Annotated in this window: 14 protein-coding genes; 4 read left to right on the top strand and 10 right to left on the bottom strand. The window is 43.0% G+C overall.

The window, feature by feature from the left end:
* Nucleotides 1-149 precede the first annotated feature (149 nt).
* Both M1D52_RS03545 and M1D52_RS03540 read left to right on the top strand, forming a co-directional pair.
* A complete protein-coding gene (locus tag M1D52_RS03545) occupies nt 150-3347 on the top strand; it encodes a SusC/RagA family TonB-linked outer membrane protein (RefSeq protein ID WP_437394328.1) in 3198 nt (1065 codons plus the stop codon).
* 9 nt (nt 3348-3356) lie between these two features.
* Nucleotides 3357-5018, top strand: coding sequence for a RagB/SusD family nutrient uptake outer membrane protein (locus M1D52_RS03540; protein WP_437362053.1), 1662 nt, complete (start codon nt 3357-3359; stop codon nt 5016-5018).
* A 74-nt stretch (nt 5019-5092) separates the two neighbouring features.
* On the opposite strand, the gene M1D52_RS03535 is transcribed toward M1D52_RS03540, so the two are convergent.
* Both M1D52_RS03535 and M1D52_RS03530 read right to left on the bottom strand, forming a co-directional pair.
* Complete coding sequence (locus M1D52_RS03535) at nt 5093-7477, bottom strand: glycoside hydrolase family 95 protein (protein ID WP_437394330.1); 2385 nt, start codon at nt 7475-7477, stop codon at nt 5093-5095.
* Nucleotides 7478-8091: 614 nt separating this feature from the next.
* Nucleotides 8092-9069 (bottom strand): Gfo/Idh/MocA family protein, encoded by a 978-nt coding sequence (locus tag M1D52_RS03530; RefSeq protein WP_013663945.1) that lies wholly within the window; start codon nt 9067-9069, stop codon nt 8092-8094.
* Nucleotides 9070-9246: 177 nt separating this feature from the next.
* On the opposite strand from M1D52_RS03530, the gene M1D52_RS03525 reads away from it, so the two are divergent.
* A complete protein-coding gene (locus M1D52_RS03525; protein WP_437394332.1) occupies nt 9247-11961 on the top strand; it encodes an MG2 domain-containing protein in 2715 nt (904 codons plus the stop codon).
* Between the two features lie 151 nt (nt 11962-12112).
* Here M1D52_RS03525 and M1D52_RS03520 read toward each other — a convergent pair whose 3' ends face one another.
* Nucleotides 12113-13333 (bottom strand): energy transducer TonB family protein, encoded by a 1221-nt coding sequence (locus M1D52_RS03520; protein WP_437394333.1) that lies wholly within the window; start codon nt 13331-13333, stop codon nt 12113-12115.
* Nucleotides 13320-13901, bottom strand: coding sequence for an RNA polymerase sigma factor (locus tag M1D52_RS03515; RefSeq protein WP_013663948.1), 582 nt, complete (start codon nt 13899-13901; stop codon nt 13320-13322). Before M1D52_RS03515 ends, M1D52_RS03520 begins: the two co-directional genes overlap by 14 nt.
* A 340-nt stretch (nt 13902-14241) precedes the next feature.
* Here M1D52_RS03515 and M1D52_RS03510 point away from each other — a divergent pair, with 340 nt between their 5' ends.
* Complete coding sequence (locus tag M1D52_RS03510; protein WP_437394335.1) at nt 14242-16110, top strand: YfbK domain-containing protein; 1869 nt, start codon at nt 14242-14244, stop codon at nt 16108-16110.
* Nucleotides 16111-16189: 79 nt separating this feature from the next.
* Here the strand turns inward: M1D52_RS03510 and M1D52_RS03505 are convergent, their stop codons facing one another.
* The 6 genes from M1D52_RS03505 to M1D52_RS03480 all read right to left on the bottom strand — a co-directional run bounded on the left by M1D52_RS03505 (nt 16190) and on the right by M1D52_RS03480 (nt 25271).
* On the bottom strand, nt 16190-16807 hold the full coding sequence (locus tag M1D52_RS03505; RefSeq protein ID WP_437394336.1) for an alpha/beta hydrolase: 618 nt from the start codon (nt 16805-16807) through the stop codon (nt 16190-16192).
* A 119-nt stretch (nt 16808-16926) separates the two neighbouring features.
* Nucleotides 16927-17862: a ring-cleaving dioxygenase gene (locus tag M1D52_RS03500; RefSeq protein WP_437394337.1), complete on the bottom strand. Its 936-nt coding sequence runs from the start codon at nt 17860-17862 to the stop codon at nt 16927-16929.
* A 126-nt stretch (nt 17863-17988) separates the two neighbouring features.
* Nucleotides 17989-19449 carry an alpha-L-fucosidase gene (locus M1D52_RS03495; RefSeq protein WP_437394339.1) on the bottom strand — a complete coding sequence of 487 codons (1461 nt, stop codon included), beginning with the start codon at nt 19447-19449 and terminating at the stop codon, nt 17989-17991.
* A gap of 97 nt (nt 19450-19546) precedes the next feature.
* Nucleotides 19547-21175, bottom strand: coding sequence for a beta-N-acetylhexosaminidase (locus M1D52_RS03490; protein ID WP_437394341.1), 1629 nt, complete (start codon nt 21173-21175; stop codon nt 19547-19549).
* A gap of 108 nt (nt 21176-21283) precedes the next feature.
* Nucleotides 21284-23377, bottom strand: a complete 2094-nt coding sequence (locus M1D52_RS03485) for a glycoside hydrolase family 2 protein (protein WP_437394342.1) — start codon at nt 23375-23377, stop codon at nt 21284-21286.
* A gap of 172 nt (nt 23378-23549) precedes the next feature.
* Complete coding sequence (locus M1D52_RS03480; protein ID WP_437394344.1) at nt 23550-25271, bottom strand: RagB/SusD family nutrient uptake outer membrane protein; 1722 nt, start codon at nt 25269-25271, stop codon at nt 23550-23552.
* Nucleotides 25272-25364 lie beyond the last annotated feature (93 nt).

The following is a 25364-nucleotide window of genomic DNA, read 5'->3' as shown; positions in this document are numbered from 1 at the left end:
TGTAGCCATAACACTAGTTTCATCCCCGTCAAATACTAACTATAACAAACAGATTATGTGTAAAGGATGCCATTCCCGTCTCATTTCTAAAGTACAAACCCCTCTATTTCAACGAAAATTAATAACAGTTTAACATAACCAATCACAACATGAACAAAAAAAAAAGAAGGCATAAGGATCTCCAGTCCTTATGTAAAAAATTCGCTTTGGCAGGAGCGATGGTTGCTTGGCAGTTTACAGCTATTGCCAAGGTTACCGATCGCCCACTGCCTCCCACCAACCAACAACAAGCCGAGGTTGAAATAAGTGGGAAAGTAATTGATGCACAAGGCCCCCTGCCGGGCTTAACCGTAAGTGTTAAAGGCAATCCGAAAATCGGGGTGAGTACCGATACTAATGGCATGTATCGTATCAAGGTGCCTGCAAACAGTGTACTGGTGTTTCAGATGATAGGTTATCAACCACAGGAAGTAGCTGTGGGCGGTAAACCAACCATTAACATCACAATGGTGGCTGACAACACCGATCTCGATGAGGTAGTTGTTGTTGCCTACGGAACCCAAAAAAAGGCAAATCTTACCGGCGCGGTTGCCACCATTAGTAATAAACAATTAGTTAACCGCCCCGTTACTTCCACGCAAAATGCGCTGCAAGGACTGACACCAGGGGTTACCGTATTACAGCGTCCCGGTGATGTGAGCCGAAAGTCATCCGATGGTACATCAGGAAATACCGGAGGCATTACCATACGTGGCCGGAGTAATCTGGGAACACCTTCACCCATGTATATTATTGATGGGATCCCAGCTACAGCTCAAGAGTTCGCAAGCTTAAATGCGAACGACATTGATAATATGTCGGTATTAAAAGACGCTGCCTCCGCGGCGCTTTACGGCTCGCGGGCGGCAAACGGTGTGATTGTAGTGACCACCAAGCGAGGTGGAGGTGAGCGCGCAACCATCAGCTTAAACGGAACCTATGGTTGGCAGTCCGCTACCCGATTACCTCATTTCACTAACTCGACCGATTATGCTACACTCTACAACGAAGCAATGCGTAATGCCGGACGTGCCGAACTGTTCTCATCCGAGCAAATTCAGAAATTTGCGGACGGCTCCGAACCTGATCTTTATCCAAATACCGATTGGTATAAAGCCGTTTTACGCAATACTGCACCACAAAGTGACGTTAATTTAAATATTAGCGCCCCTGGTAAAATTACCGACTATTATTTAGGTTTATCTCATTTAAAACAAGAGTCACTGATTCCGAACAAAGACCAACAACGTATTGTTGCCAAACTAAATACGACCAGCAAAATTCTTCCCAATTTGCTGACAATCGGAACAAACTTCTCTTTTATTAAGCAAGACTTTAATCGTGATGGTGCAGACATGAGCTGGACCGAATTAAACCGATCTTTACCAACGGCTGTATTACGCCAATCAAATGGCAATTGGGGCTCCATCAATGCCGGAGTAGCTAATGCCGATGTTGCCAAAAGGAACCAGTTGAGACGCATACAGGAAGGTGGTCGCGCATGGGATCGCGATAACTATTTGCAAACAGCAGCAAACGCAACCTTAACGCCATTAAAAGGATTGTCCATTAACGGTTTAGTATCCTTAAAATATACCAACTCAAATTCATGGTCTTTCAACAGTTTAATCGACCCCATTCCAAATTTCCTTACCGGTGAGTTGATGACGGCTACGGCGTTTACACCAAATGAAATGAAAGAGTACTGGCGTAAGCGCCAAGAGGTCTTAATACAAGGAACGGTCGACTATGAACGTACTTTCGGCCAGCACTTTGCAAAGGCTACGATTGGCGCTTCACAAGAAAGCAATGTATTCAGGCAGGCTTTCGTTGGTAGAAAAAATTTCCCAAACAATGATATGACTACCGTAGGAAGCGGTTCCACAAACCCTTCGGATATTAGCTCGGATGACGATGGACAAGCGAATCGTAGCACGCAGGAGGAATGGGCAATGCGCTCCTTATTTGGTCGCTTAAACTACGCTTACAAGGATAGGTATTTGCTCGAGGCCAATATCCGTGCAGACTATTCTTCGCGTTTCCGGGAAGACCTTCGCCGCGCGGTATTCCCCTCTTTCTCGGCTGGTTGGCGTATTTCCGAGGAGAACTTTTTGAAGGATATCGACTGGATTGATAATCTAAAACTTCGCGGTTCTTGGGGTTCTTTAGGCAATCAAGATGTGGTTGCCATTGGAAATTATTTCGAGTTGATCAACACCGGTTATGCGTATAGTTTTGAGGGAACCCCGTTAGATGGCGCTTGGCAAGGCCAAGGCACCAATGCCTTAGCGCTTTGGGAAAAGGTTTATATGACGGATATCGGTTTAGACTTTACCCTTTTTAAAGGAAAATTAGATGTTACCGCAGATTATTTCATCAAGAATACCCAAGGAATCCTGATGCGCCAAGCAACATTGAAAACCTACGGAATTAAAGATGAGGATCCAGGCAACGGCATTCCCTTCGTCAACGCAGCTGAAACACGTAATCGCGGTATTGAAATTGCTGTTACCCATAATAACACCATCGGTGAAGATTTTCGTTATAGTATCAGTGCCAACCTATCGAAAATCAATAATGAAATTATTAGTTTGGGTAATTCCAAAGAACGCTTTAGCAGCTATTTCATTGAACGGGTAGGTGAATCTGTTGGCTCTATTTATGGGTACATTGCCGATGGCCTATTTGTAGACCAGGCAGACGTAGATGGTCACGCCTTTCAGAGCAATAATACCAAAGCAGGAGATATTAAGTATCGCGACTTAAACGGCGATCATATTATTAATGCGGATGATCGCGCCATTATCGGAAATGATGTGCCTTGGTTCAATTATGGATTTAACCTAGCGGCGGCCTATAAAGGTATAGATTTAAGTGTAATTACCTACGGTGTACCCAATGTACAAACCTATCTGGAGAATGAAGCATCGTTCCCATTTTTTAATGGCGCCGGTATTAAAGAAGAGCTGAAGAATCGTTGGACCCCGGAAAATCCGGAAGCTCGCGCCAATTTCCCTCGGTTGTTAACGTCAGCCGATGGTAATCACAATTATAATAATCGTTCTTCTTTCTGGGTATTCAGCGGCGCTTATTTTCGGGTACGGGCCATTACCTTGGGATATACTTTTCCCGAGGCACTCAGCAAAAAGGCCGGTATGTCTAACCTACGTATCTATACCTCTGCCAATAACCCATTTACCATTATGGGGGATAAAAGATTAGCAGATTATGACCCTGAAATTGCTTCCGGGCGCGGTGGTTATCCCGGCATTAAAACATGGTCATTAGGTTTAAACGCAAGATTTTAAAAAATTACAATGAAACGCAATACAAAAAATTATATAATTGCTGCACTTTCTCTTTCACTCCTGGCGACAGGTTGCAGCAAAGATTTTCTAGAAAGACCTCCACTGAACCAAGTTTCACAAGAAACATTCTGGAAAAAGGAGAACGATGTTTATCAAGCGGTGAATGGGGTATATAATAAGCTCACCGGTGACGGTGTTATCTACGATGATGGCGCTTCTGACAATGCACATGCACAATATCCCTGGGAAAGCTTTGCAACAGAACTATCTTCGGGAAATGTCACCACCGCACTAACAGGCAGTTGGAATTTTGAAGATATTCGTCGTTGTAACTATTTCCTTGAAAATGCAGATAAAGCAGCGGAAGTGATGGACGCTACCCTATTGGAACGTTACAAAGCAGAGGTACGTTTCTTACGCGCGTACTTCTATACACTGTTAATGAATAAATACGGAGATGTTCCAATCATTACAAAAACGCTATCGCTTGACGAAGTAAACATTCCACGAAACCCCCATGCCGAAGTGGTAAAATTTGTCACCGATGAACTGCAAGCAATTAAAGACATTTTACCGGTAAGCTATTCAGGAGGTAAGTCAAACGAAAAGGGCCGGGCAACTAAAGGCGCTGTGCTTTCCTTATTATCGCGCGTGCAGCTAAATGAGGGGCAATGGCAGGCCGCTGCTGAAGCCGCAGAACAAGTAATGGGTTTAGGCTATTCCCTATTTAAGTTGACCACGGAAGCACCGATTGACGCAACCGACGATTACAGCGAGTGGGTCAATTTCCGCGACGCAGCTGATGAACAAAAATTTAGATTAGCATTAAGGAGTTATGAAGGTCTCTTCCGCCAGGTGAACGAAGGTAACAGTGAAGTGATATTCGACAGGCAATATATTGCACAAGTGGACGCGAATTACCTGAACACCTATCTTCCTTCAGGTGATATGGGCGGCTGGAGCTCAGTCACACCTACCCAATCGTTGGTAGATGCTTATGACAATTACCAGAGCGGGGAACCCATTTCACCGGTCGACCCCGCTCGTCGGGCAGAATGGTATAAAAACAATGATCCGGCTTTTGCCAATGAATACAAAAATCGCGATCCTCGCTTTTATGCCACTGTCCTATTCAATGGAGCACCGTGGAATGCCTTTTCAAATGGCTTTGAATTCAAATGGACACCGGGTGCGTCGAATATGTCGCAAACAGGCTACAATTTTCGTAAATTGGTAGATCCTACTTTCTATCAAGAACCAATTATCGACAATCATGCGAATGTGATATTGATACGATATGCCGAAATACTTTTAACCTACGCGGAGGCCAAGAACGAATTAAGCGGGCCTGACGCAGCCATATATACGGCCTTGAACCAAATCCGAGAACGTGCAGGCATGCCTCCCGTGGATCAAGCAAAGTATGCCTCACAAGAATCCTTACGCCAACTGATCAGAAGAGAACGCCGAGTAGAATTAGCATTGGAAGGACAGCGGTTTATGGATATCAGAAGATGGAAAATCGCCCCTCAAGTGATGAAGAACATCAACGATGTACGCAATACACTAGCTCAAGCGCGATCTTGGAACGACAAACTGTATCTACTACCAGTTCCACAAACCCAAATCGATTTATCGCAGGGCGTACTAACACAAAATCCCGGATATTAATTGGTGATCTAGACTGTTAATGATAAATGTAAAGCCCGAGCATGTCACTCGGGCCTTATTTTTTTTAAAATTCATTAAAAATCAATTAATGAAAGCTGATATTTCTTCCCTGAAACAAAATCGATAGCCTTTGTTTTGCCTTTATATGTTAAGGTTTTTTGCCCACTTTTGTCTGCAATGATTTCTGCCGATTTTAATTGTCCAGCTTCCCAATTTAAATTAACGGTAAAACCGCCGCGCGCGCACAAACCGCTGATCCGCCCTGTAGGCCAGTTCTTTGGCAATGCAGGTAACAGTTCGATTTCGCCTGTTTGTGACTGCAATAGCATCTCCGCAACACCGGCCGTAGCGCCCATATTTCCGTCTAGCTGAAAGGGTGGATGCGCATCCAATAAGTTGGCATAAGAGCCTGAACCCTCCCCCTCGTAATTAATAGCGCCTGAACTTGACTTTGTTGCACCCGCGGGCTTAATAACCATTTTATACAGTTTCAAAGCACGATCACCATTTTTAAGTCTTGCCCAAAAATTCACTTTCCAGCCTAAAGACCAGCCGGTTGCTTCATCACCCCGTGCTTCCAGACTTACTTTAGCCGCTTCTGCCAGTTCAGGTGTTTTAAGAGGGGATATTTGACGTCCCGGGTGCAATGCAAAAAGATGAGATACATGCCGATGTTTATTATTGGGATCATCCACATCCTCTTTCCACTCCTGCAGCTGGCCCCATCGTCCTATTTGCGGAGGTAAAATGCGATCCCGCACACGTTGTACCGTGTCAGCAAAAGCTTTATCATCCAACACCATGGCAGCTTCAAGTGAATTGTTCAATATATCCCACGCTATTTGATGGTCCATGGAAGCTCCTCCTGAAATACCACCATGCTCAGGCGAATAAGACGGCGAGGACACCAAGTGCCCGTTCTCATCGGGTGTCAGATAATCAATCCAGAAACGAGCAGCCTCTTTCATTATAGGGTAGGCTCGATTGCGCAAGTATGCCTTATCCTGCGTATAGGCGTAATGCTCCCATACATGCTGCGTCAACCATGCAGCACCTGCGGGATAAAAACCCCAAGGCAGCCCCCAATTTACAGCGGTATAACCAAAAGCGTTGTTCATCGTATTGACGATCCACCCCCTCGTATGGAAGAAATCATGAGCACTTTTTTTTCCCGGTTCTACCAAGCTTTCGATATAATCAATCAAAGGCTCGTGGCATTCGCTAAGGTTGGTTACCTCTGCCGGCCAATATAACATCTGTTCATTAATATTGGTGTGATAATCGGCTGCCCAAGGAGGATTTACACTGTTGTTCCACTTCCCTTGCAAATGCATTGGCATGGTTCCCGGCCTTGATGCAGCAATCATCAGATACCGGCCATATTGAAAATAAAGTTGCTCCAAACCCACGTCTTCGGCACCTTCGAAAAAGGCTTGCTGTCGCTTATCAGTCGGTAAATGATCGGCTGATTTCCCCTGTAATTGAAAGGATACCCGATCAAAAAGTGGCTGATAGTCTTCTTGATGTATCTGAAAGAGTTGCTTATAACTCTTTCCTTTGGCCGCATCTAAACGCTTTTTGATAATGGATCGAAAGTCGTTACCGTTATAATGCGGATACTGCATCGTATAAGCAGTAGCAGCCGTATGAATAATAAGCAGTGATTTCGCCTTCTCCACGGATACTGTTCCGTTAGTGTATTTTACTCTACCATCTGTAACCAGTTGATAAGCCGTTTCGAAAGCTAACTTATTGTTGGGCACATAGCCTACACAGGAGTAACGTAGTCCTTCAAAACTTTCCTTCTCTTTATATTGGGGTGTGCTAAAATGAAGTGTGTAGCTTTCCGATTTATCGGAGGTGAACTTATAAACCATTACGCCTTGGGGATAACTGCCAAAAAAACTACGTTGATACTTATTTCCCGCCACACTGTAGGACACCTTTCCGATTGCTCTTTGTATATCCAATGTGCGTCGGTAATCCTGTACAGGGATCGATCCATGCCCTACCTTAATAAATAAATCACCCATTGTTTGCTGGGCACCATAATCGCCCCAATCTGTACTGTCGTCAGCCAGCTTTACCGGTGCCATGCCTGTCATCTGTTTCTCTACGAGTTCGTTTGCCTCCTTTAATTTTCCCTGCTTAATCAGCGCTCTCACCTCTCCAAGGTATTTCCAGGCATTGGGTCGGTTTCCGAAGTTATAATTTGGATTAGCACCTGGACCACCGGACCAAAGTGACCCCTCGGAGAATTGGATCTGCTCTTCACCAATTCCTCCGAAAAACATAGCGCCTATATACCCATTTCCGATTGGAAGCGCCTCCCGCATCCAGTCGGTAGCAGGCCTGTCATACCATAGTTGAAGCGCTTTTTGCTGAGAGAACGCCAATTTTATTGACAATAAAATACTGAAAAATAAGATTAGCACTGATTTATATCTTGACGGTATCATACATTTAGTTTAACTACATAGATAGCATAATCTGCCGGCAAAGCAAACAGTTATATCGGCAATTTATTCAGCTATTTTCGCCTTTCGATACCGGTACCTGAAAAACAAATATGACCATCGGCTTTCCGTAGAATAGGAATGAACTCCCGTTGGTCGGTTCTCCTTTAACATACAGATGAAGGTGTTTATATTAAAAGAAGGATTATTTTAACTTCTTTCTTTCTCCGCGAAATAAAGAAGCAAAGAAAGCTCGTCGCTTGGAACTTTGCTACAACGGTAGTGCATCAACGTGCAAACCGCAAATTTCCTAGGCGACATTTTAGCAGAACGTAGGGTTTTTGCGGACAGCCAATAGGGCCCAGAGTGTCGGACAAAACGGCCTTGGAGGATACAGAGGCAACGAGCAGTAAAGCATTTGTGTGTCTGTTCATGTTGCAGTACCCAAGCGGATTGAAGAAGTGAAATGGCTCCAATACGCGCCAGTAATGCTTTGCCATCAGTTGCAAGGTAGCCTACACGGGCCTTGATTTTGCTCAACTTTTATCAAGAAAAGTTGATTAAGAAAATCCTTCCTTTTTAAGCAATCCTATTATATCTGGCAGTCATTAATAAATTTATTTGTTGGTGAAGTTCTGCATAATAGTAGCAACCTCTAAAGCATCATCTATGCTACAGGGATTACCACGTTCACCGCGTAGGTAACCAACTACTGCTTCGATCATTGGCTGTTGTACATGCTTTAACGCTTCGAAATGAAAGAGTTGCACTCCCTCCCCATTCACTAACTCAATTGTATGTGGTGTAAAAAAAGAAAGAGTCAGCTTACCTTTGCTACCGAAAATCTCACAGCGATCTACCTCTTCTGTTACATTGAAAGCCCATAAACCATTAAAAAGTACGTCATTTTCAAAAAGAATCCGCCCGGTTACCACATCGTCGGCAGGATATCGCTTACCTAGGTTTAAAGCCAGTCCTTCGCTTTTTTGAATAGGGCCAAAAAGTCGATAGATGATGTCCAGTTGGTGCGGTGCCAAATCATGGAATAGGCCGCCGCCGGATTTGGCCGGATCTAAACGCCACGCTATTTTAGGATCTTGCAGCATCTCTTCGGTCAACGACTTTTTCAGCAACTGTAATGATATCACTAGCGGTTCACCGATAAGTCCGTCGTCAATTATTTGTACAATTTTTTTAAAATAAGGTTGTTCTCTTCGATAATGCGCCACAGATAAATATCCTCCCACCTTTTGCACATAATTGGCTAAGCGCATCGCCTCTTCTACATTTAAAGTAACAGGTTTCTCGACATAAACTGCCTTTCCGGCTTCTAGGGCCATCATGCAATATTGAAGGTGGGTATCTGGAGGTGTGGCAATATAAACAGCATTTACTTCTTCATCATCGATCAATTGCTTCGCATCTGTATACCATTTACGAATATCGTGGCGACGGGCGTAATCTTGCACTTTAACTGCATCACGGCGCATGACTGCTACCAAATCGGAGTGTGGCACTTTCTTAAAAGCGGGACCACTTTTCACCTCGGTAACGTCTCCCGCGCCAATCATTCCCCATTTAATTGAATTTGTCATAGCTTATTGTTTGTCAATACACGAAGGTATTATTTTTATTTCACCAACACATCTGTTGATAGCAAGATATCAGTTCTGTTTGGTATTTCGCGTTCAAACATTTGGTAGACTGAAAATTCCTGTTCTCAAAACCTTCCGCTATATTTACTTGTTAATATACTTACCAAATAAGATTCCATGAAACGGCCTTCCTATTTTCTGCTTATAATGGTTTTCATCTCCCTAACCGGATATGCACAAAAGCATGATACTACAGATGCTTTGCAGCGGACTTTAAAACACCTGGAAACTTTTCAACAGAAACATCCACAAGAACGGGTTTATCTACAGACAGATCGGGCATATTATGAAGCCGGTGATGATATCTGGTTTAAGGCCTATGTAACGGTAAGTCAATTCAATTTACTCTCGGCCATTAGCAAAATCATGTATGTTGAGCTATTGAATGATCAACAGGAAGTAGTACAATCCAGGCGATTACCGGTGATTTCCGGCTTGTCAATGGGCGACTTTAAATTGCCGGAAACACTTGTAGAAGGCCAATACCATATCCGTGCTTATACCAATTGGATGCGGAACTTCGATGAAGGCTTGTTTTTTCACCAAGCAATTACCGTAAACAACAAAAACTCCAGCGGCATTATTAGCAGAAGCAACTTTATTTACAAGAACACAACGGAAAAAGACAAACAGGTTTATGGTACTGTCCAGCTGCTGGACTTTAAAGGCCGGATGATTCCAAATAGGCAAGTAGCCTTCGAGCTAAAGAATAACGGCAAAACAATTGCTAAACAGCAAGTGGCAACAGATGAGCTTGGCCGATTGCGTTTTCAGTTTCCTTATGAAAGTCGAAAAAAAGACCAACCGGATTTATTAATTCTTCATATCGACCATGGTAATCAAGGGACGATTGTAAAAAACATTCCGGTAATTATCCGTCCCGATAAACGTTCGATACACCTACAAGCAGAAGCAGGAACGCTGCTAGCAGGTATCCAAAACCGGGTCGGTGTCCAAGTAATCCGAAATTTTATAGATGAAAAACAAGAAGTGCAGGGGCAATTAGAAAGCAACGGGCAAGTAATCACAAAATTTAAAAGTGACGCTGCCGGTTTAGGTAGTTTCGACTTTATCCCGGAAAGCGACAAAGCCTATTCCGTACTGGTATATTTTGCTGACGGTGATACCATCCGTATGCCTTTGCCAGACGTGCAAACAGAAGGATTTCATTTGGCCGTCAACAATTTAATGGAGCAGGGGATCGTTGCTCAATTGACGGCCTCGCAAAGTCATATAAAAAATCAGCAAATCGCATGCATCATTCAAAGCCAGGGTATGGTATTCTACGCAGCGAAACAATCGATGAGCAAACCAGCGATTACATTTAATATCCCTAAAAAAGATTTACCTTCAGGCATACTTGAGGTAGCTTTGTTAGATGAGCAAATGGATCTGATCGGCTCCCGCAAAATCTTCATTTTGAACCCCCGCGATACCCTTATACTACAAGCAAGACCAAATCAAACAAGCTATGGTACTCGCGAAAAGGTTACCCTTGATATAAAAGGGCTTATGCCTGATACAACCGATATAGGTGCTTTTTCCGCTTCAGTGGTGAATATCGACAAAATACCGCAAATTCCTAAAGCAGACAAGAATATATTTTCGACCTTATGGCTTCAAGCTAATACTTACAACACCTTTGATCAACCTCCGATCAACATTGTTCATCAAAACAAGCAGACACAGCAGCAAATAGATGTGCTGATGCTCACTCAGTCTATTAATCGTAGCTTTTGGAAAAATGTAAAAGAGGGCAAGTTCCCCGAGATTGCCTATACACCTGAAAAAGAATTAAGGATCAGCGGTATTGTAACCAATAAGCAAGACGAGCCGGTCGCCAATGCAAAAGTGACCATTGCGTCCTTTAAACCAACTGCGACTGTTTTAGATACGGTGACAGACAGCGCTGGCCGTTTTAATTTCGACAAACTATTGTTTTATGATCAAACCGATTTCCTCGTTCAGGCAAGAGATGCAAAAGGCAAAAAAAATGTAAAAGTAAAATTGGACGAAGTCCCCAGTCAGGCCATATCCCAAGAAGATAATGAGGGAGAAGTGAAAGTAACTGCGAAGGAAGGGGCCTCAAATCAAAATAGCGAAAAATCGCTTGATGAAGTACAACAATATGGCTTTTCCGGGAAAAGCATTGTTTTGGAGGAAGTGGAAGTCAACGCGAAAAAAGAGAACCCGGCCAAACATTCATCTAATTTGAATGGTCCGGGGAATGCCGACCAGGTTATCAGTGGTGATGAGCTATATTTTAACGGCTGTCCGACACTCGATATTTGTCTACAAGGACGGCTTGTCGGCGTACGTTTTGTTAATGGTATCCCATATAGTACCCGTTCCATGAACCGGCCAATGCAAATCATTTTGGATGGCATGTACATGGACGCTTCCGCGCTCAATATTATTAACCCTTTTGACGTGGCCTCCGTTGAAGTATTACGAACAGTAGGTAATACAGCCATTTACGGTATGTGGGGAAGCAATGGTGTGCTGGTGATCACTACAAGAAGAGGCGATCAGCCTAGGCGTTTCGGTCCCGAACTCTATGCCCCCGGCTTGACAACCTTTAGTCCGCAAGGCTTTTATGAAATCCGTAATTTTGAATCACCGGATTACGAAGCAGCTGCAGATACTACGGGTTCCGATCGACGTACCACCGTCTACTGGCAACCCGGAATAGTCGTTCAAAAGGAGCATCCCGCCTCCGTCTCTTTCTATACGGCAGACGAACCGGGAATTTATCGTATCGAAATAGAAGGACTTGATGTGAATGGAAGATTAGGTAAGTCAACGTCATATATTCGGGTAGAAAAGAAATAGGAAGAAGTGGGGCAACTCCCTGTTCTTATTTTACAACTTAACAATTAGCTTTAGGGTAAGATTTGAGCTTGTCTGCCCCTCTGTTGGTTGGTGTTACTGTAGCTGCTACAGTTTTATCACTAACCACCTACTTTACGGTTTTACGGCTTAACTACTTAACTACCTTAAAATCGATATCAATACTTATTTCCCGGTTGACATCCATCTTCTTCCAAAGCGGGCCATTTCGTACGATCTCCACAGCTCGTTTATCATGTTTGGGATCCAGACTTTTAATAACCCGTATATTTTCCGGTTTACCATCTTTATCTAGCCAAAAAGCGATTTTGACTCGGCCCGCTCGGTCTTTAATGGCTCCTGTCGATTCCTCCAAATACTTCTCATAGGCCTTCCAACCAATGAGGGGCTCGGTGACTAATCTCGCGGAAGGTATGCTGATGGTTGAATCCTTAGTGATATGAACGTCAAGAGTGCGGCTCACTAATTTCGATGACACGCTCTTTTTTGTCCCTTGTCGGTTATAAGCCGAAACCACTTCCTCATTCAGGGTCGCATTTACCGGCTGCATGGCAATCATTACACTATCCTGATCTTTTAGGGCGACATTTCGATTTTCATATCCCAAATAGGACACCTTTAATGTTTCGGCTCTTTGCGGATTTAAAAGGGTGAATTGACCGTTCGAATCTGTAACGACACTAGTAAGTTTGGCTGCTTTCACGGTCACGCCTGCTAAAGGTTCTTCTGTATGTTCATCCACGACACGTCCTCGAATAGGTGTAGGTTCGACCACTTGTTTGGGCGCTAAAGTCGCTAAGGCAGTTTCAGCATTTGTTTCCAGAGAGTCTACTACCGTAGCCTTCTGATGTGATGGTTCTTCTACTTGGTTCAAAGAAGATACCGGTTTACGACGTGCCGCTGATGAATGCGTCGGTATCGGGGCCTTGGCAGTGGTTTTAGGTTCTTTAACAGGTTTCATCGCAATCAAAGGCATAGAATCTCTTTTAACGCTAGTTTGCGAATCCCTTGCCTGGTTTTGTTCTTGCACCAAAGTGGGTTGTTGAATGAATTCTTTCTTTAAGATCCAATATCCCATAAAGAAGAGAACTCCCACAAGAGAAGCGGCCATCCACCAAAGAGACTGCTTTTTTCGATGAATAGCAGGCGTATTAAGCCGCTCCCGCATACGTCCCTTAATATCCGCTAAGTTCCCCACGTGCATCTGCTCATCCCCTTCCTCCATTCCTTGCAATAGATCCATCAACAAAGGATCGTTCTGTGCCCGCCGCTCCAGTTGATACATTTCTTCGCGGCTCAGCTCTCCTTTTAGATAGCTCTTAATTAACGCTATGTCAGATTTATGCTCTTTCACGGTGATTATCCATACAATTCTTTAAATTCCTCTTGCCATTTTGAATATAGCTTTTTACCTCATTGAGCGAATACCCTGTTATATCCACAATTTCTTTATAGCATTTCTCATTCAGAAAAAAGAGGTCTATGCTCTTCTTTTGTTTTTCCGGTAGCGTTTCTAAACATTTTTCCAAAGCTACCAAAGCAATCTCTTTTTCTTCCCGGTCTTCAGGATGCACATCCATAGGAAATTCCACAAATTCTTCCATGGAAACCCATTGCATCTTTTTCTCCGACCGTAGCTGCATCAAACAGAAATTTCTAGTCAACACATAAAGCCAGGTGACAAATTTCTTAATTTCTTGCTTTTCCACCTTTACGATCAGCTCTTCAAACAGCTGCATGACCGCATCTTTTGCTCGCTCTCCATCCTCCAAATAACGAAAGCAAACGTAATATACCATTTCCGTATGCCGCTCATATAGCTCACCTAAAACCGTTAAATCTCGTGTATGGAGATAACGTTTTAACAATGACGCATCGTCTAGTGTCTCATTCGTTTTTTTTGAGCGTTGGAACCAATTCATGCCGAGCGTAAAATAATGCTTTTTTTTGATTAGTTAAGTAGTTAAATAGTTGAGACGTTAATTGGTCAATGTGATAATGAGCCAATGTGATAACCGAACAAAGTGAGCTCATGAACACCTTAATAATAAAACAGATAGTGAATAATTAGCCAATGTGATAATTAGCCGATGAGCCAATGTGATAATGAGCCAATTAGCTAGCTTAGGTTGATCGTTAAGTCGTGCTTAAAGCCTAACGCCTATAGCTTACTGCTTATAGCCTAACGCCCTGTAAATAGTTATTATAAAAAAAATTATGGAATTATAGATAGCACTGCATCCTTGGGCAAAATTTACGATTATGAATACAAGAATATCAGTAATTCTACTCCTCTTTAGCCTGCTTTCCTTCAAGCCAAGCTCGGAATTGACCGTTAATGGCATCGTTTACAATCAGGCAGATCAACTAGGTATAGCGGGTGTCTCGGTTCTTATAGAAGGTACAACTATCGGTACGCTCACAGACGCAAAGGGTCGATATACTATTAAATTGACTCCCGGAGCAAAGTTTCTTATTTTTTCCAAACTCGGTTTCGAAAGTAAACGTGTCGCGATTGGGGCAGGGAAGCAGCTGGACGTGACATTAATACCTTCTGTCGCATTACAAGAGATCACCGTAGTGGAGCATGCGCATGTCAAAAAACGCGGCGCACAAACATTGATGGCCTATAGCCCTGGCTTACACGTGCGTCCCCCATCGTCACCTTTCTATATGCAGCATCTTCCATCGACGGAAGATTATCAAAAAATTAAAGAAAACGGGTTTGTCAGTCCAAAAAAAGAGCCCTTATCAACTTTTGCGGTTGATGTTGATGGTGCGTCCTATAGCAATATTCGCCGCTTTATCAATAACGGTCAATTACCACCAAAAGATGCCATACGTCTGGAAGAGATGATCAACTATTTTCAATATAATTTACCGGCCCCTCAAAATAATGAGCCCGTGGCGATCCACACGGAACTGTCGCAAGCCCCTTGGAATCCTCACCATCGTCTGTTGCGTATTGCCTTGAAGGCAAAAGCCATTGATGCCGCGAAACTTCCACCTGCAAACCTCGTTTTCTTAATCGATGTGTCGGGATCAATGGACGGTCCCAATCGATTACCCCTAGTAAAATCGTCATTAAAGATGTTAGTCGATCAATTGCGCAAAGAAGACCGAGTGGCCATTGTGACCTATGCCGGCACCGCGCGAATCAAACTTGCGCCTGTTTGGGCTAACGAAAAGATGCGTATAAAAAATGCCATCGACGAACTTGATGCCGGTGGTTCTACTGCCGGTGGTGCCGGTTTAAAAATGGCCTACGACTTGGCGAGAGAACATTTTAAAAAAGACGGTAATAATCGTATTATCCTGGCTTCGGATGGCGACTTTAACGTAGGCCCTTCCAGTAACGGGGATATGGAAACATTGATTGAAAAAGAACGACAAAGCGGTGTCAGCTTATCGGTACTTGGCTTTGGGATGGTCAATTTGAAAGACAGCAAGATGGAACTTTTGGCGAATAAAGGACATGGGAACTATGCCTATATAGATAATTTGATGGAAGCAAAAAAGGCAATGATAAGCGAGTTCGGCGCCACCTTTTTTACGGTAGCCAAGGATGTTAAAATGCAAGTTGAATTCAATCCCGCTAAGGTAGAAGCTTATCGCTTATTGGGCTACGAGAATCGTTTGCTGAACCAAGAAGATTTCAACAATGATCAAAAGCTCGGCGGTGATATGGGAACCGGACATATCGTTACTGCCTTTTATGAAATTGTTCCCAAAGGCATTAAAGAGCCTTATATAGGCAGTGTAGATCCTTTAAAATATCAACCGGAGAAAAGTGCATTTGTCGCAAAAACTTCCGATGAACTGCTTACGGTTAAATTTAGGTACAAGGAACCAAAAGAAGATAAAAGCAAAATGAAACAAGTTGGTGTTTTGGATAAGCCGATGCAGCTAGCCGAAACCAGCGATGATTTTCGCTTCGCAAGTGCTATTGCTGAATTTGCCATGCTGTTGCGGAATTCCGATTTCAAACAGCAGGCTAATTACGATGCGCTTATTAATCGCGCGAAATCAGCTAGAGGGGCAGATTCAACGGGTTATCGAGCGGAATTTATACGATTGGCAGAAAGTGCTAAATTGCTAGCAAAAAGTAACGACATAGCGGCTAAAGAATAACAATAAGTAAATGAGGGAGCTATCTTGAAATAGATAACCCTCATTTCCCGCTTATTTGTACCCAATGGAGAAAGGGAGTTTAGAGAAGCTTATTAGCTAAGTCCAGTTCTTCCCTTGAGATGCTATGTGCTTTGTTTTTAAAGAATTGCAAGGTAACCTGTCCACCAAGATCTTCCAAGACCTTCGCTGTATCTGTCACACGCGCAACGGGCACATGCACGTCGGGATCACTACTAGTTAATAGAATAGGTGTACCTTGAAAATTGCCTTGATAACGCTGATTAATTAATTGTTGTCCAATCAATCCACCTGTAAAAGCAATAATACCACCATATTTCTTTGCATTCCTTGCCGTGTACTCAAGCGTTAGACAGGCACCTTGCGAGAAACCCAGAAAATAGATCTGCTCTTCTAAAACACCATTCACTTTGAGTTCTTCTACAACCTCTCCAATAATGGCTATTGCCGAATCAAGTGCAGGCTGATTATCCTGCTCAGGTGCCATGAAACTGTAAGGATACCAGCTATTGTTAGTAGCTTGCGGTGCGAAGATAGCCATATCATCAATCTTCAAAAAACGCTGAAGTGATATAATATCGGCCGCACTCCCTCCGCGTCCGTGAATCATAAGGATAGCCTTATCCGTTTCATTGAACGGTTTTCCCGCTTTTATAAATTGTTTATCGTGTGTGTACATTGTTAGTTATTAGCTATTAGTTGTTAGCTGTTAGTTATTAGGGACGACTTGTAGCAAAGTTACCGCTACTACTCCTGATAGCGTACACCTTATACCCTAAACCCAACACCTTCCTCCGCTTATCCCAAAGAAGGAAGCACTTTTTCCAATTGTTCCCGATAAGCTTCGTATTGCGGCGGCAGTTTTAATCCTTTACCTAGATCTTCCACCGTTTCATCCGTTGCAAAACCCGGATTGTCCGTTGCAATTTCGAAAAGTACTCCCCCTGGCTCCCGGAAGTAAAGTGAATAGAAATAGTTTCTATCTATCTTTTCCGTAATCTGTAAACCAGCTTCCAACACTTTTTGGCGATAATACATTAACACCTCTTCATTTTCTACCCTGAACGCAACATGATGTACCGAGCCGCCTGCTACATGGCCGGCACTTTCACCCGGCGCTTCAACCAAATCAACTAAATTGGCCTGTGCTGCATGATCGGTAATAAAGCGAAAACGGTTAACGTGCTGCTCTGTCAAGCGATAACCCAAAATGTCAGTCAACACCCTTGCTGTTGCTTCTGCCTTATTGGTGGTAATGGTGATATGATGGAATCCCCTTGTAGCTACTAATTCGCCTACTTCACTGGTTGTCCATGGTTTGCGCGTATCTTCATTCTTTGGAACCGTTAGCTCAAATTTAAGTCCATCGGGATCTAAAAAAGTGAGATACTGCTCGCCAAATTTCTCCGCTACTTTATTATAAGTTACATTATTAGCATCGAAGCGTTTCATCCAAAAATCCAAGCTTTCCGCAGGCACGGAATAGCCGATTTCGGTAACCTGGCGTGTTCCTCGCCTACCTGCTGAAATCCCGCCCCAAGGGAAAAAAGTCAAAATAGTACCGGGCGTACCAACTTCATCGCCATAGTAAAAATGATAGGTCTCCGGATCGTCGAAATTCACCGTTTTTTTCACTAATCGCAAACCTAGCACTCGTGTGTAAAAATCATAATTCTTTTTAGCATCACCTGCAATTGCTGTGATATGGTGTATGCCTCTTATTTGATTGTCCATGTCTTTGTCCTTTCTATTATCTTATGATACAAAGGTCGACATCCCATTGTTCAAAAAAATTAACCTATGACAAGAAATTGTAACGAGTTGAAGTTCTACCCATTTGGAAACCGCACATGATAGCAATTATGTTTTTGCTTTTTCATATAATACAGAACTTGCCTGCTCTTTATCTGTGCTTTCTAATACAATCACCATCGGTTGACTAGGCTTGTGTTTCAGGTGAATAAAAAACTCGTTACCATCCGCTTTACTTCGGTGAATTTCTTCCGGAGAATAGTTCCTGTTCGGTTCAGCCAGGTCATAGAGGCTCGCTATATCTGAGCCCGGAGCCAACTTGATTCGCAAGGCACCGGATACCGGTATATTGAAAACAATCAGATAATACTTGCCTGTTTTTCTATGTTTAGTGATATATCCCCAATCTTGCTTCTCCAAGCCAGCGTAGCCGCAATCGTAGATAGCTTCATGATTCACTTTCATCCACTCGCCAATTTCCTTCGCTAATTTGGTTTCTTCAGGACGGATCGCTCCTTGTCCATCCGGTCCGAAGTTAAGTACAAAGTTTCCGTCTAAAGCCACCGACTTGGCCATCATTTCAATAAGCTCTACGCTAGTCTTTACGTGACCACGCCATTCCGAATGATAACCCCATTGATTCTCCGGTATCGTCATGACACAATCCCAATCATTGCCATGTACATCTTCGATGGTATTCGGCAATTTGCGTTCCCACCCTTGTTCGTAATCACCCATCAAATCGCCGTTACTATCGAAATGCCTCCGACCGAATTCATCTGCTCGAAAACGGCTTCCAATGATCAAACCGGGGCGCATTTCCCTTAGTTCGACTTCCAGGCTATCGGCAAAAGCCGTTTGTTCTATCCAAGCCTTATCCCACGTTCCATCAAACCATAAGCCTTTCGTACTAGGATAATTGCGTAGTAATTCTTTGAGCTGATTGGCGGTAAATTTTTTAAAGTCCTCGTATGCCCGCTTTTCTTCCCCTGTTTCAGGAATGGCAGAACGGTATCCTTTATGATTCCAGTCTATAATGGAGAAATAGAGGTATACGTCGATTCCTATAGCCTCATAAGCCTCCACAATTTCCTTCAGCGCATCTTTTTTGTAAGGTGAGTTAGCGATCGTATAATCGGTATATTGACTTGGCCATATACAGAATCCGTCGTGATGCTTGGTAGTAATAATCACATAACGTGCTCCCATATCTTTAGCCTGTTTAGCCCAAGCTTTTGCATTGAAATTTTGGGGGTTAAACTCTTTATAGAGATTATCATAGGCATCTTTGGGCATATCTTTCCAAGAGCGTATCCACTCGGCAGCACCTGCGTAATATTTCCCATTCCAATGCCCTCCCGGAATGGCATAAAGGCCCCAGTGAATAAATTGGCCTAAACCATAATTTCTCCAAGTTTCCATCTGTGCATCCGTCCGCTTCCCCAAACGATGGGCACCGTGTTCTAGCGTTATCGACGATCTTTTTTCAACCGCACCTGGAAATTGTGCCATTAAGGGCTGGTATAGCCCAAGGCAAAGGAATAAGGTTAGATAGGTTAGTTTTTTCATTTGTTACTTTGTTGAGTAGTTGAATTGTTAAGTAGTTAAGTCATTGAACAAACAACTACTTAACTATTATTACTATTCAACTATTTTTCACTAATTATTAATTCTCCTCTGCATTTAAATCCTTCCGATCTTTTTTAAAGTAAACGGGTTCGGGAATATCATTTGGCTGGAAGGGATTGTAGAAATAAAGATTCTGCTTCCTATATAGCAGCAAGTGTTGTTTTAAGCGTTCCTTAAAAGATGCATAGTCTTTCACGCTCTTATGGCTCCAAGCTGCTTCTGCCAGACCCGCCAGTCGTGGAAACAGCAAATAATCAACGCGGTTTAAATTGGTAACCGTTTCCGTCCAGAGGTTCGCCTGTATACCCAGAACCAGTTTCCTTTGTTCTGTATTTCGAACCAAGCTGTCCACGGAAAACTTATAGACGTTTTCGAGGGGACTGTATAATTCTCCCCATTTCCTTCCGGCACGATGGCTGCTGTCTTGGACAAAGTCAAAATAATAGGGCAACCGTGGGCAGAGAATTGTTTGATAACCCTTATCGAGTGACTTTTGCAATTGTTCCGGCTTATCATGGCGCCACCAACATATAATAGTGCTATCCTTTGGCAAATTAATGTCCGCCATTTCATCCCATACCAGCAGCTTCGCATCCAGTTGGTATACGGAATCGGCCATCCGCTCCATAAAGTAACGCTCCACATCCTTCAATCCCTGTAAATGATGTTTCTTCATTACCTTTTTTATCCCCTCATTTTCCATCCACTTGTCCGATCCAAAGCTCACCTCATCACCACCAAGGTGTAACATGCCGGAAGAAAACACGGCATTGGTTTCCCTTAAAATATTTGACAAAAAAGTGTAGGTCTCTTCCTTTCCCGGATCAAAGGTAAAATCAGGGTGCTGTTGACTTCCACCCCCACTATAGTATGGATAAGCTCGATTAGCGGCTGTAGCATGGCCTGGCATATCAATTTCAGGAATAATTGAAATATTCCGCTTAGCGGCATAGTCAATCACTTCGGCAATCTCTCTCTGCGTATAATAAGCCGCCGGTTTCAGCGGATTATTGTGATCACCAATCCCTCCGATCAGCGCCAGTTTGGGATATTTTTTGATTTCCAATCGCCAAGCAGGTTCATCCGTCAGATGCCAATGCAGCTTATTTAATTTATAAAAGGCCATCCAATCGATTAAATCCATTACCTTTTCCTTTCCGATAAAGAAACGTGATTCATCCAACATCAATCCACGCCAGGGGTATGCAGGTTCATCTTCGATCTGCCAAGCTGGGATTAAAATCTTATTCCTATCTACATCGATATTAGCGACCAGCTGCATTAAACTGGAAGCTGCATTAAAGACTCCAGCCACCGAGCCAGCTTCAATGGAGATACCTCGCTCGGTAATCATTAAGCGATAAGCTTCTTCCGCACTGTTTTTCTTTTCAGCCAATCTTAAATGAATGGCAGCAGTATTTGACATTTTTTTGCGACTTGCAGTTAAAGGCAAAAGCTTCAAACGCAGCAACTCCTGTTGCAAATAAGAAGCGACATCCGCTAATGCAGGATCGTCCACCAACAAAGGTGTATTCCTATCCAAGATAAATGCTCCCGCCTGAAGATTCGCTTTTAGCGGTGCGGGAATAATCGGACAATGCTGTTGTCCGTAACCGGGAAGCGTTAGCGCTAAAAGCACCATCCAAGTTAAAAGTCGGTTTATCATATCGTTTTTTCGTTGAGTTGTTGATTCGTTAAATCGTTGAGTTGTCAAATAGTTTAGTCGACTAGTTAACCACTCAACTACTTGACTACTTGACTACTTAACTATTACCTATTCGATCAGCTCCCACTCCATCGAATCCTTTAAGATCTCGCCATCCCCTTCACCTATTGCCTCAATTTTATTGGCACCTTTTTGCAATTTCACCCCACCAACTAGCCAATGGCGCTTATTGACGCCTTGTTTCCCTTCATATCGTTGTCCGTTAACGGAGAGGATGACCCGTTCCAGGTTCGAAAAAATCTGTACTTGCGTGATTTTCTCTGTACGTTTATTATCTCTTCTATTAGCAATATAAATCATTGGCTCCGGATTCCAATTGGCCTTGTACCAATAAAAGCTGTCTTTCTTCCGCTTACGATCAAAAGTTATCAGTCCTTTTAAATTACGCGCATTGACACCACCTCGGTTCCACATAGGAACAGCAAATTCAAAGGTATTCCATAGATAAGAAGCTAAAATATAAGGATGTTTTTCGATAATTGCCCATTGTTTTATATGCGTTTCTGTTTGATAATTTTCAGGAAAAAATTTTCCATTAACCGGATTGATATTTTTTGCCAATGGAAGTTTTTCGGCCGGCTGATCAATATTCCCATCAGCGCCATATTCGGTCAGCATCACCTTATAACGGGGGTATTCTTTTTCCAATCTGCTCGCCCATTGTTCCAAATCGCTGATCTCCCCTTCATACCAGCCATAATAACGATTCATGCCCTGCACATCCCCTGCCAAATTCGCCGGTCTTCCCATTTCACCATAACCGCTTACCGCCGCGGTTGGTCGGTTGGGATCGTCCGTTTTGGCAATATCATTAAGTTCGCGTGTTAAAACCGGCACATGCTCATCTTCTGTTTTCGAATAGACCTCATTATGCAGTCCCCAGATATAAATAGAGGGATGATTCATATGTTGTCGAATAAGTTCGGTTAGCTGTTGCTTGGCGTTCTCACTCTCCTCCAAAGAAGCACTATTTACGAAAGGTATTTCGGCCCAGATAAGAAAACCCATGCTGTCTGCCAGTTTATACATATCTGCCGCTTGCTGGTAATGTGCCAGGCGAATGGTGGTGGCTCCCATTTCTTTAATCAGCTCCATATCCTCCCGGTGTTGCCGGTGCGATAGCGCATTTCCATAGCTCCATCGATCTTGATGCCTTGTCACTCCAAACATAGGATATTTTTGTCCGTTCAAAAAAACACCTTCTCCCGCCCGTAATTCAATATGACGCAAACCCAGTGGCTGACTAACTGCATCAAGCTCCATACCACCATCCAATAAACAGGTTGTCAGGGTATATAAGTAGGGATCTTCTAGGCCGTTCCATAGATGTGGGCTTTCTAATACAAAGTTTTGGTCTATTAGCGTGATGCCTTGCGGGCTTACTTCTATTTCTTTATTAGTCTCTAATACCCGTTTTCCGGAAGCATCTTTAATATTCGTTTGGAGGACAATTTTTTTAGGTGCTTTCTCCTTATTCTCTATTTTTACCTTCAACCCAATTTCTGCCTTTTGAGCCGACACCTCTTTTTGAGTAATATAAACACCTGGCGAAGCATGGTCAGTAGTTGTTATATTTATTTTATTGGTAGTAATCAGGCTAACCGGCCGGTAAATTCCACCATAGATCGGAAAAAGAAAATGGTTAACGGGAAGTACATCTTTCCTTGCTTCGTTATTTGCCTTTACTATCAATACATTTTCCTTATCCCAATGAACCGAATTGGTAATTTCAAAGGCGAAGGCCGAATAGCCTCCCTTATGGGAGGTAAGGTACTTCCCATTCATGTAGATGGTAGCCACGGAGCCTACGCCTTCAAAACGGAGAAAAATCCTTTTATCTTTTAGCGCCTTTCCAAGTTTAAAACTTTTTCGGTAAAAGGCATCTCCTGTGTAGAAATTTTTGTCGAGCTGCATATCCGTCCCGTTATAAGTATGCGGCAGGGTGATATTTTCCCATTCGGCATCCACAAAGTCAATTTCCTTACTGTAATCAACAGCACCTTTTTTAAATTTCCAGTGATCGTTGAAAGGAATTACTTGTCTTACAGACTGCGCTTGAATAGCTAAACTCTGTAAGACAAGTGCACAACAAAATCCAATAAAAAAAATTTTAAGAATCCGTGGTATAAAAAATTGGTTCATGTTTTAAGATTTCTCTCCTGTTATTAATGGTAAATTTTATCGGATTTAGTTCTTTTCTACAATATAAACAGGAACAACTATTTACACAACCTGTCAACCTAATCAATCGGTTGCGTAATCGTTGTTCCTTATTAGTTATGGTTGTTTTTACATTTATAACTATATCTCTATCTTATTTAGTCCCTTCCCAGCCTGGATTTTGGGTTAAATTAGGATTTAACACCAGATCCTCTATGGGAAGCGGAAATAAGTATTGACGATCATCAAACTTGCGGCCATTCGGCATCGTCTGATAATAAGGCATGATGTAGCCACCTGCGCTTAAAAAGACGTCCTTGTTTATCACCACTGTTGGAAATTGACGTTGAACGAACTTAATCCCTTCTACGGGGATCTCCAAAAATTTACCGGCCTTCCAGCGCATCAAATCATCCCATCTAAAGTTTTCAAAGGCAAACTCTACCCGCCTTTCTCTCCTAATTTCCCGCAATAGGGGAGATGGAACATAACCACAATAGGTTGCATATTGTGCGTCGAGTACCAGATCATGTGGGATATTGCTGACACTTAAATGCGGCATACCTATTCGGTCTCGAATTACATTGATCGTCTTATCAATAACATCTTGCGAAGCTTCCCCCAATTCAAATTTGGCCTCCGCATAGTTCAATAACACTTCCGCATAGCGAAATATCGGCGCTGCTTGCATTCCTAACGTCGTCCTATTCCAGTCCTCAGGATCATTCAAGAACCATTTGGCTACCCGATAACCCGTGGGACATTTATTTCCACTTAAACCGGGAATATTAGGCAAAGGCGCGTTGTTAGCGCCCTGTTGTACTCCTTTCGCCAATGCATATTCTCCGAAATTACAGATAGTCTGTCTTAAACGTGGATCTCGATCAACCATCTCGGCTTGAATAGAATCTTTCCCTTTGAATAAGGGGCTAACAGAAATAGGCAAACCGTCTTTACACAAATATTCATCAACCAGGGCGCGGGTAGCCCCGTGTTGATGTCGTAAGTTTTGAGCGTAATAGCGGCTAAACGCGGAACCTAAATTTAATGCAGCCGAATATGCTCGTGCCAATATAATTTCCGGATTACTTTTGTAACTGTATTGTGCAAATAGTTGATTATAATCTTCGTTCATATCGCCTGTACTATATAAAGCATAGCCGCCAGACATCAGCTGCTCGCACGCAGTCACAGCCTCTCTCAAGAAACTTGCCCCATCCAATCCTAGTTCAGTGTGATACTTTCGGAAGGTTCCTTCGTGAAGGCATATTCGTGCCTTCAAATGTAAGGCTACGTCTTTATTTAATCGATCAGGCTTCTCTAAGCCTTTAGCCGGTAACCATTCAATGGCTTTATTGATTACATTTAACACAGAATCCATCACTTGTGCACGCGGCATTCGCGGCGCGGTTAGCTCAGGCGAATCCGTTTGAAAAACTTCGTCCAACCAAGGCACATCGCCAAAAAGTTTCACCTTTTCAAAATAATCCCAAGCTTTGAAGAAGAGTATTTCACCGGCGTAAATGCGTCGACTTTCCTCCGGTATATCTCCCCGCTTATAATTGGCCAAAAAATAATTCAGCGTACGCGTATTTTCCCAATTCCAACCATTGCTTCCGCTGCCACCCGATATATAGCCAATAAATTCATTAGCCGCAACTTTGGAATAAGTATTTGGTGCCGCATTGTCGCTTATGATATCTCCATAAGCAATAGATGCGTCATTATATCCCCAAGGTTGCAGAGTTCCATCGCTCCATCCAGAGCCGAACCCTCTAATATATTTAGGATACAACTCGTTACAATAGAGTTCCAACTGCTCAGCAGACTTCCAAAAACTGGCGTCACTTATTTGATCCAACGGATATCTTTCCATAAACTCATCATTACAGGCAACTGTTAGTGAGCATACTATTCCCAATATTATTTTATGAACTATCTTCATTTGTCTATAACTAATTTGTCAACA

This window comes from Olivibacter sp. SA151, assembly GCF_054130995.1.
Note: the sequence above shows the minus strand (reverse complement) of the source record. Positions and strands in the feature narration are given on the sequence as shown.

Excerpts from the sequence above, each read along its gene's own strand:
- M1D52_RS03500 (WP_437394337.1), bottom strand. The coding sequence starts at position 17,862 with ATGGACAATCAAATAAGAGGCATACACCATATCACAGCAATTGCAGGT.
- M1D52_RS03525 (WP_437394332.1), top strand. The coding sequence starts at position 9,247 with ATGAAACGGCCTTCCTATTTTCTGCTTATAATGGTTTTCATCTCCCTA.
- M1D52_RS03490 (WP_437394341.1), bottom strand. The coding sequence starts at position 21,175 with ATGATAAACCGACTTTTAACTTGGATGGTGCTTTTAGCGCTAACGCTT.
- M1D52_RS03485 (WP_437394342.1), bottom strand. The coding sequence starts at position 23,377 with ATGAACCAATTTTTTATACCACGGATTCTTAAAATTTTTTTTATTGGA.
- M1D52_RS03540 (WP_437362053.1), top strand. The coding sequence starts at position 3,357 with ATGAAACGCAATACAAAAAATTATATAATTGCTGCACTTTCTCTTTCA.
- M1D52_RS03530 (WP_013663945.1), bottom strand. The coding sequence starts at position 9,069 with ATGACAAATTCAATTAAATGGGGAATGATTGGCGCGGGAGACGTTACC.
- M1D52_RS03505 (WP_437394336.1), bottom strand. The coding sequence starts at position 16,807 with ATGTACACACACGATAAACAATTTATAAAAGCGGGAAAACCGTTCAAT.
- M1D52_RS03515 (WP_013663948.1), bottom strand. The coding sequence starts at position 13,901 with ATGAATTGGTTCCAACGCTCAAAAAAAACGAATGAGACACTAGACGAT.
- M1D52_RS03535 (WP_437394330.1), bottom strand. The coding sequence starts at position 7,477 with ATGATACCGTCAAGATATAAATCAGTGCTAATCTTATTTTTCAGTATT.
- M1D52_RS03495 (WP_437394339.1), bottom strand. The coding sequence starts at position 19,449 with ATGAAAAAACTAACCTATCTAACCTTATTCCTTTGCCTTGGGCTATAC.
- M1D52_RS03510 (WP_437394335.1), top strand. The coding sequence starts at position 14,242 with ATGAATACAAGAATATCAGTAATTCTACTCCTCTTTAGCCTGCTTTCC.
- M1D52_RS03545 (WP_437394328.1), top strand. The coding sequence starts at position 150 with ATGAACAAAAAAAAAAGAAGGCATAAGGATCTCCAGTCCTTATGTAAA.
- M1D52_RS03480 (WP_437394344.1), bottom strand. The coding sequence starts at position 25,271 with ATGGAAAGATATCCGTTGGATCAAATAAGTGACGCCAGTTTTTGGAAG.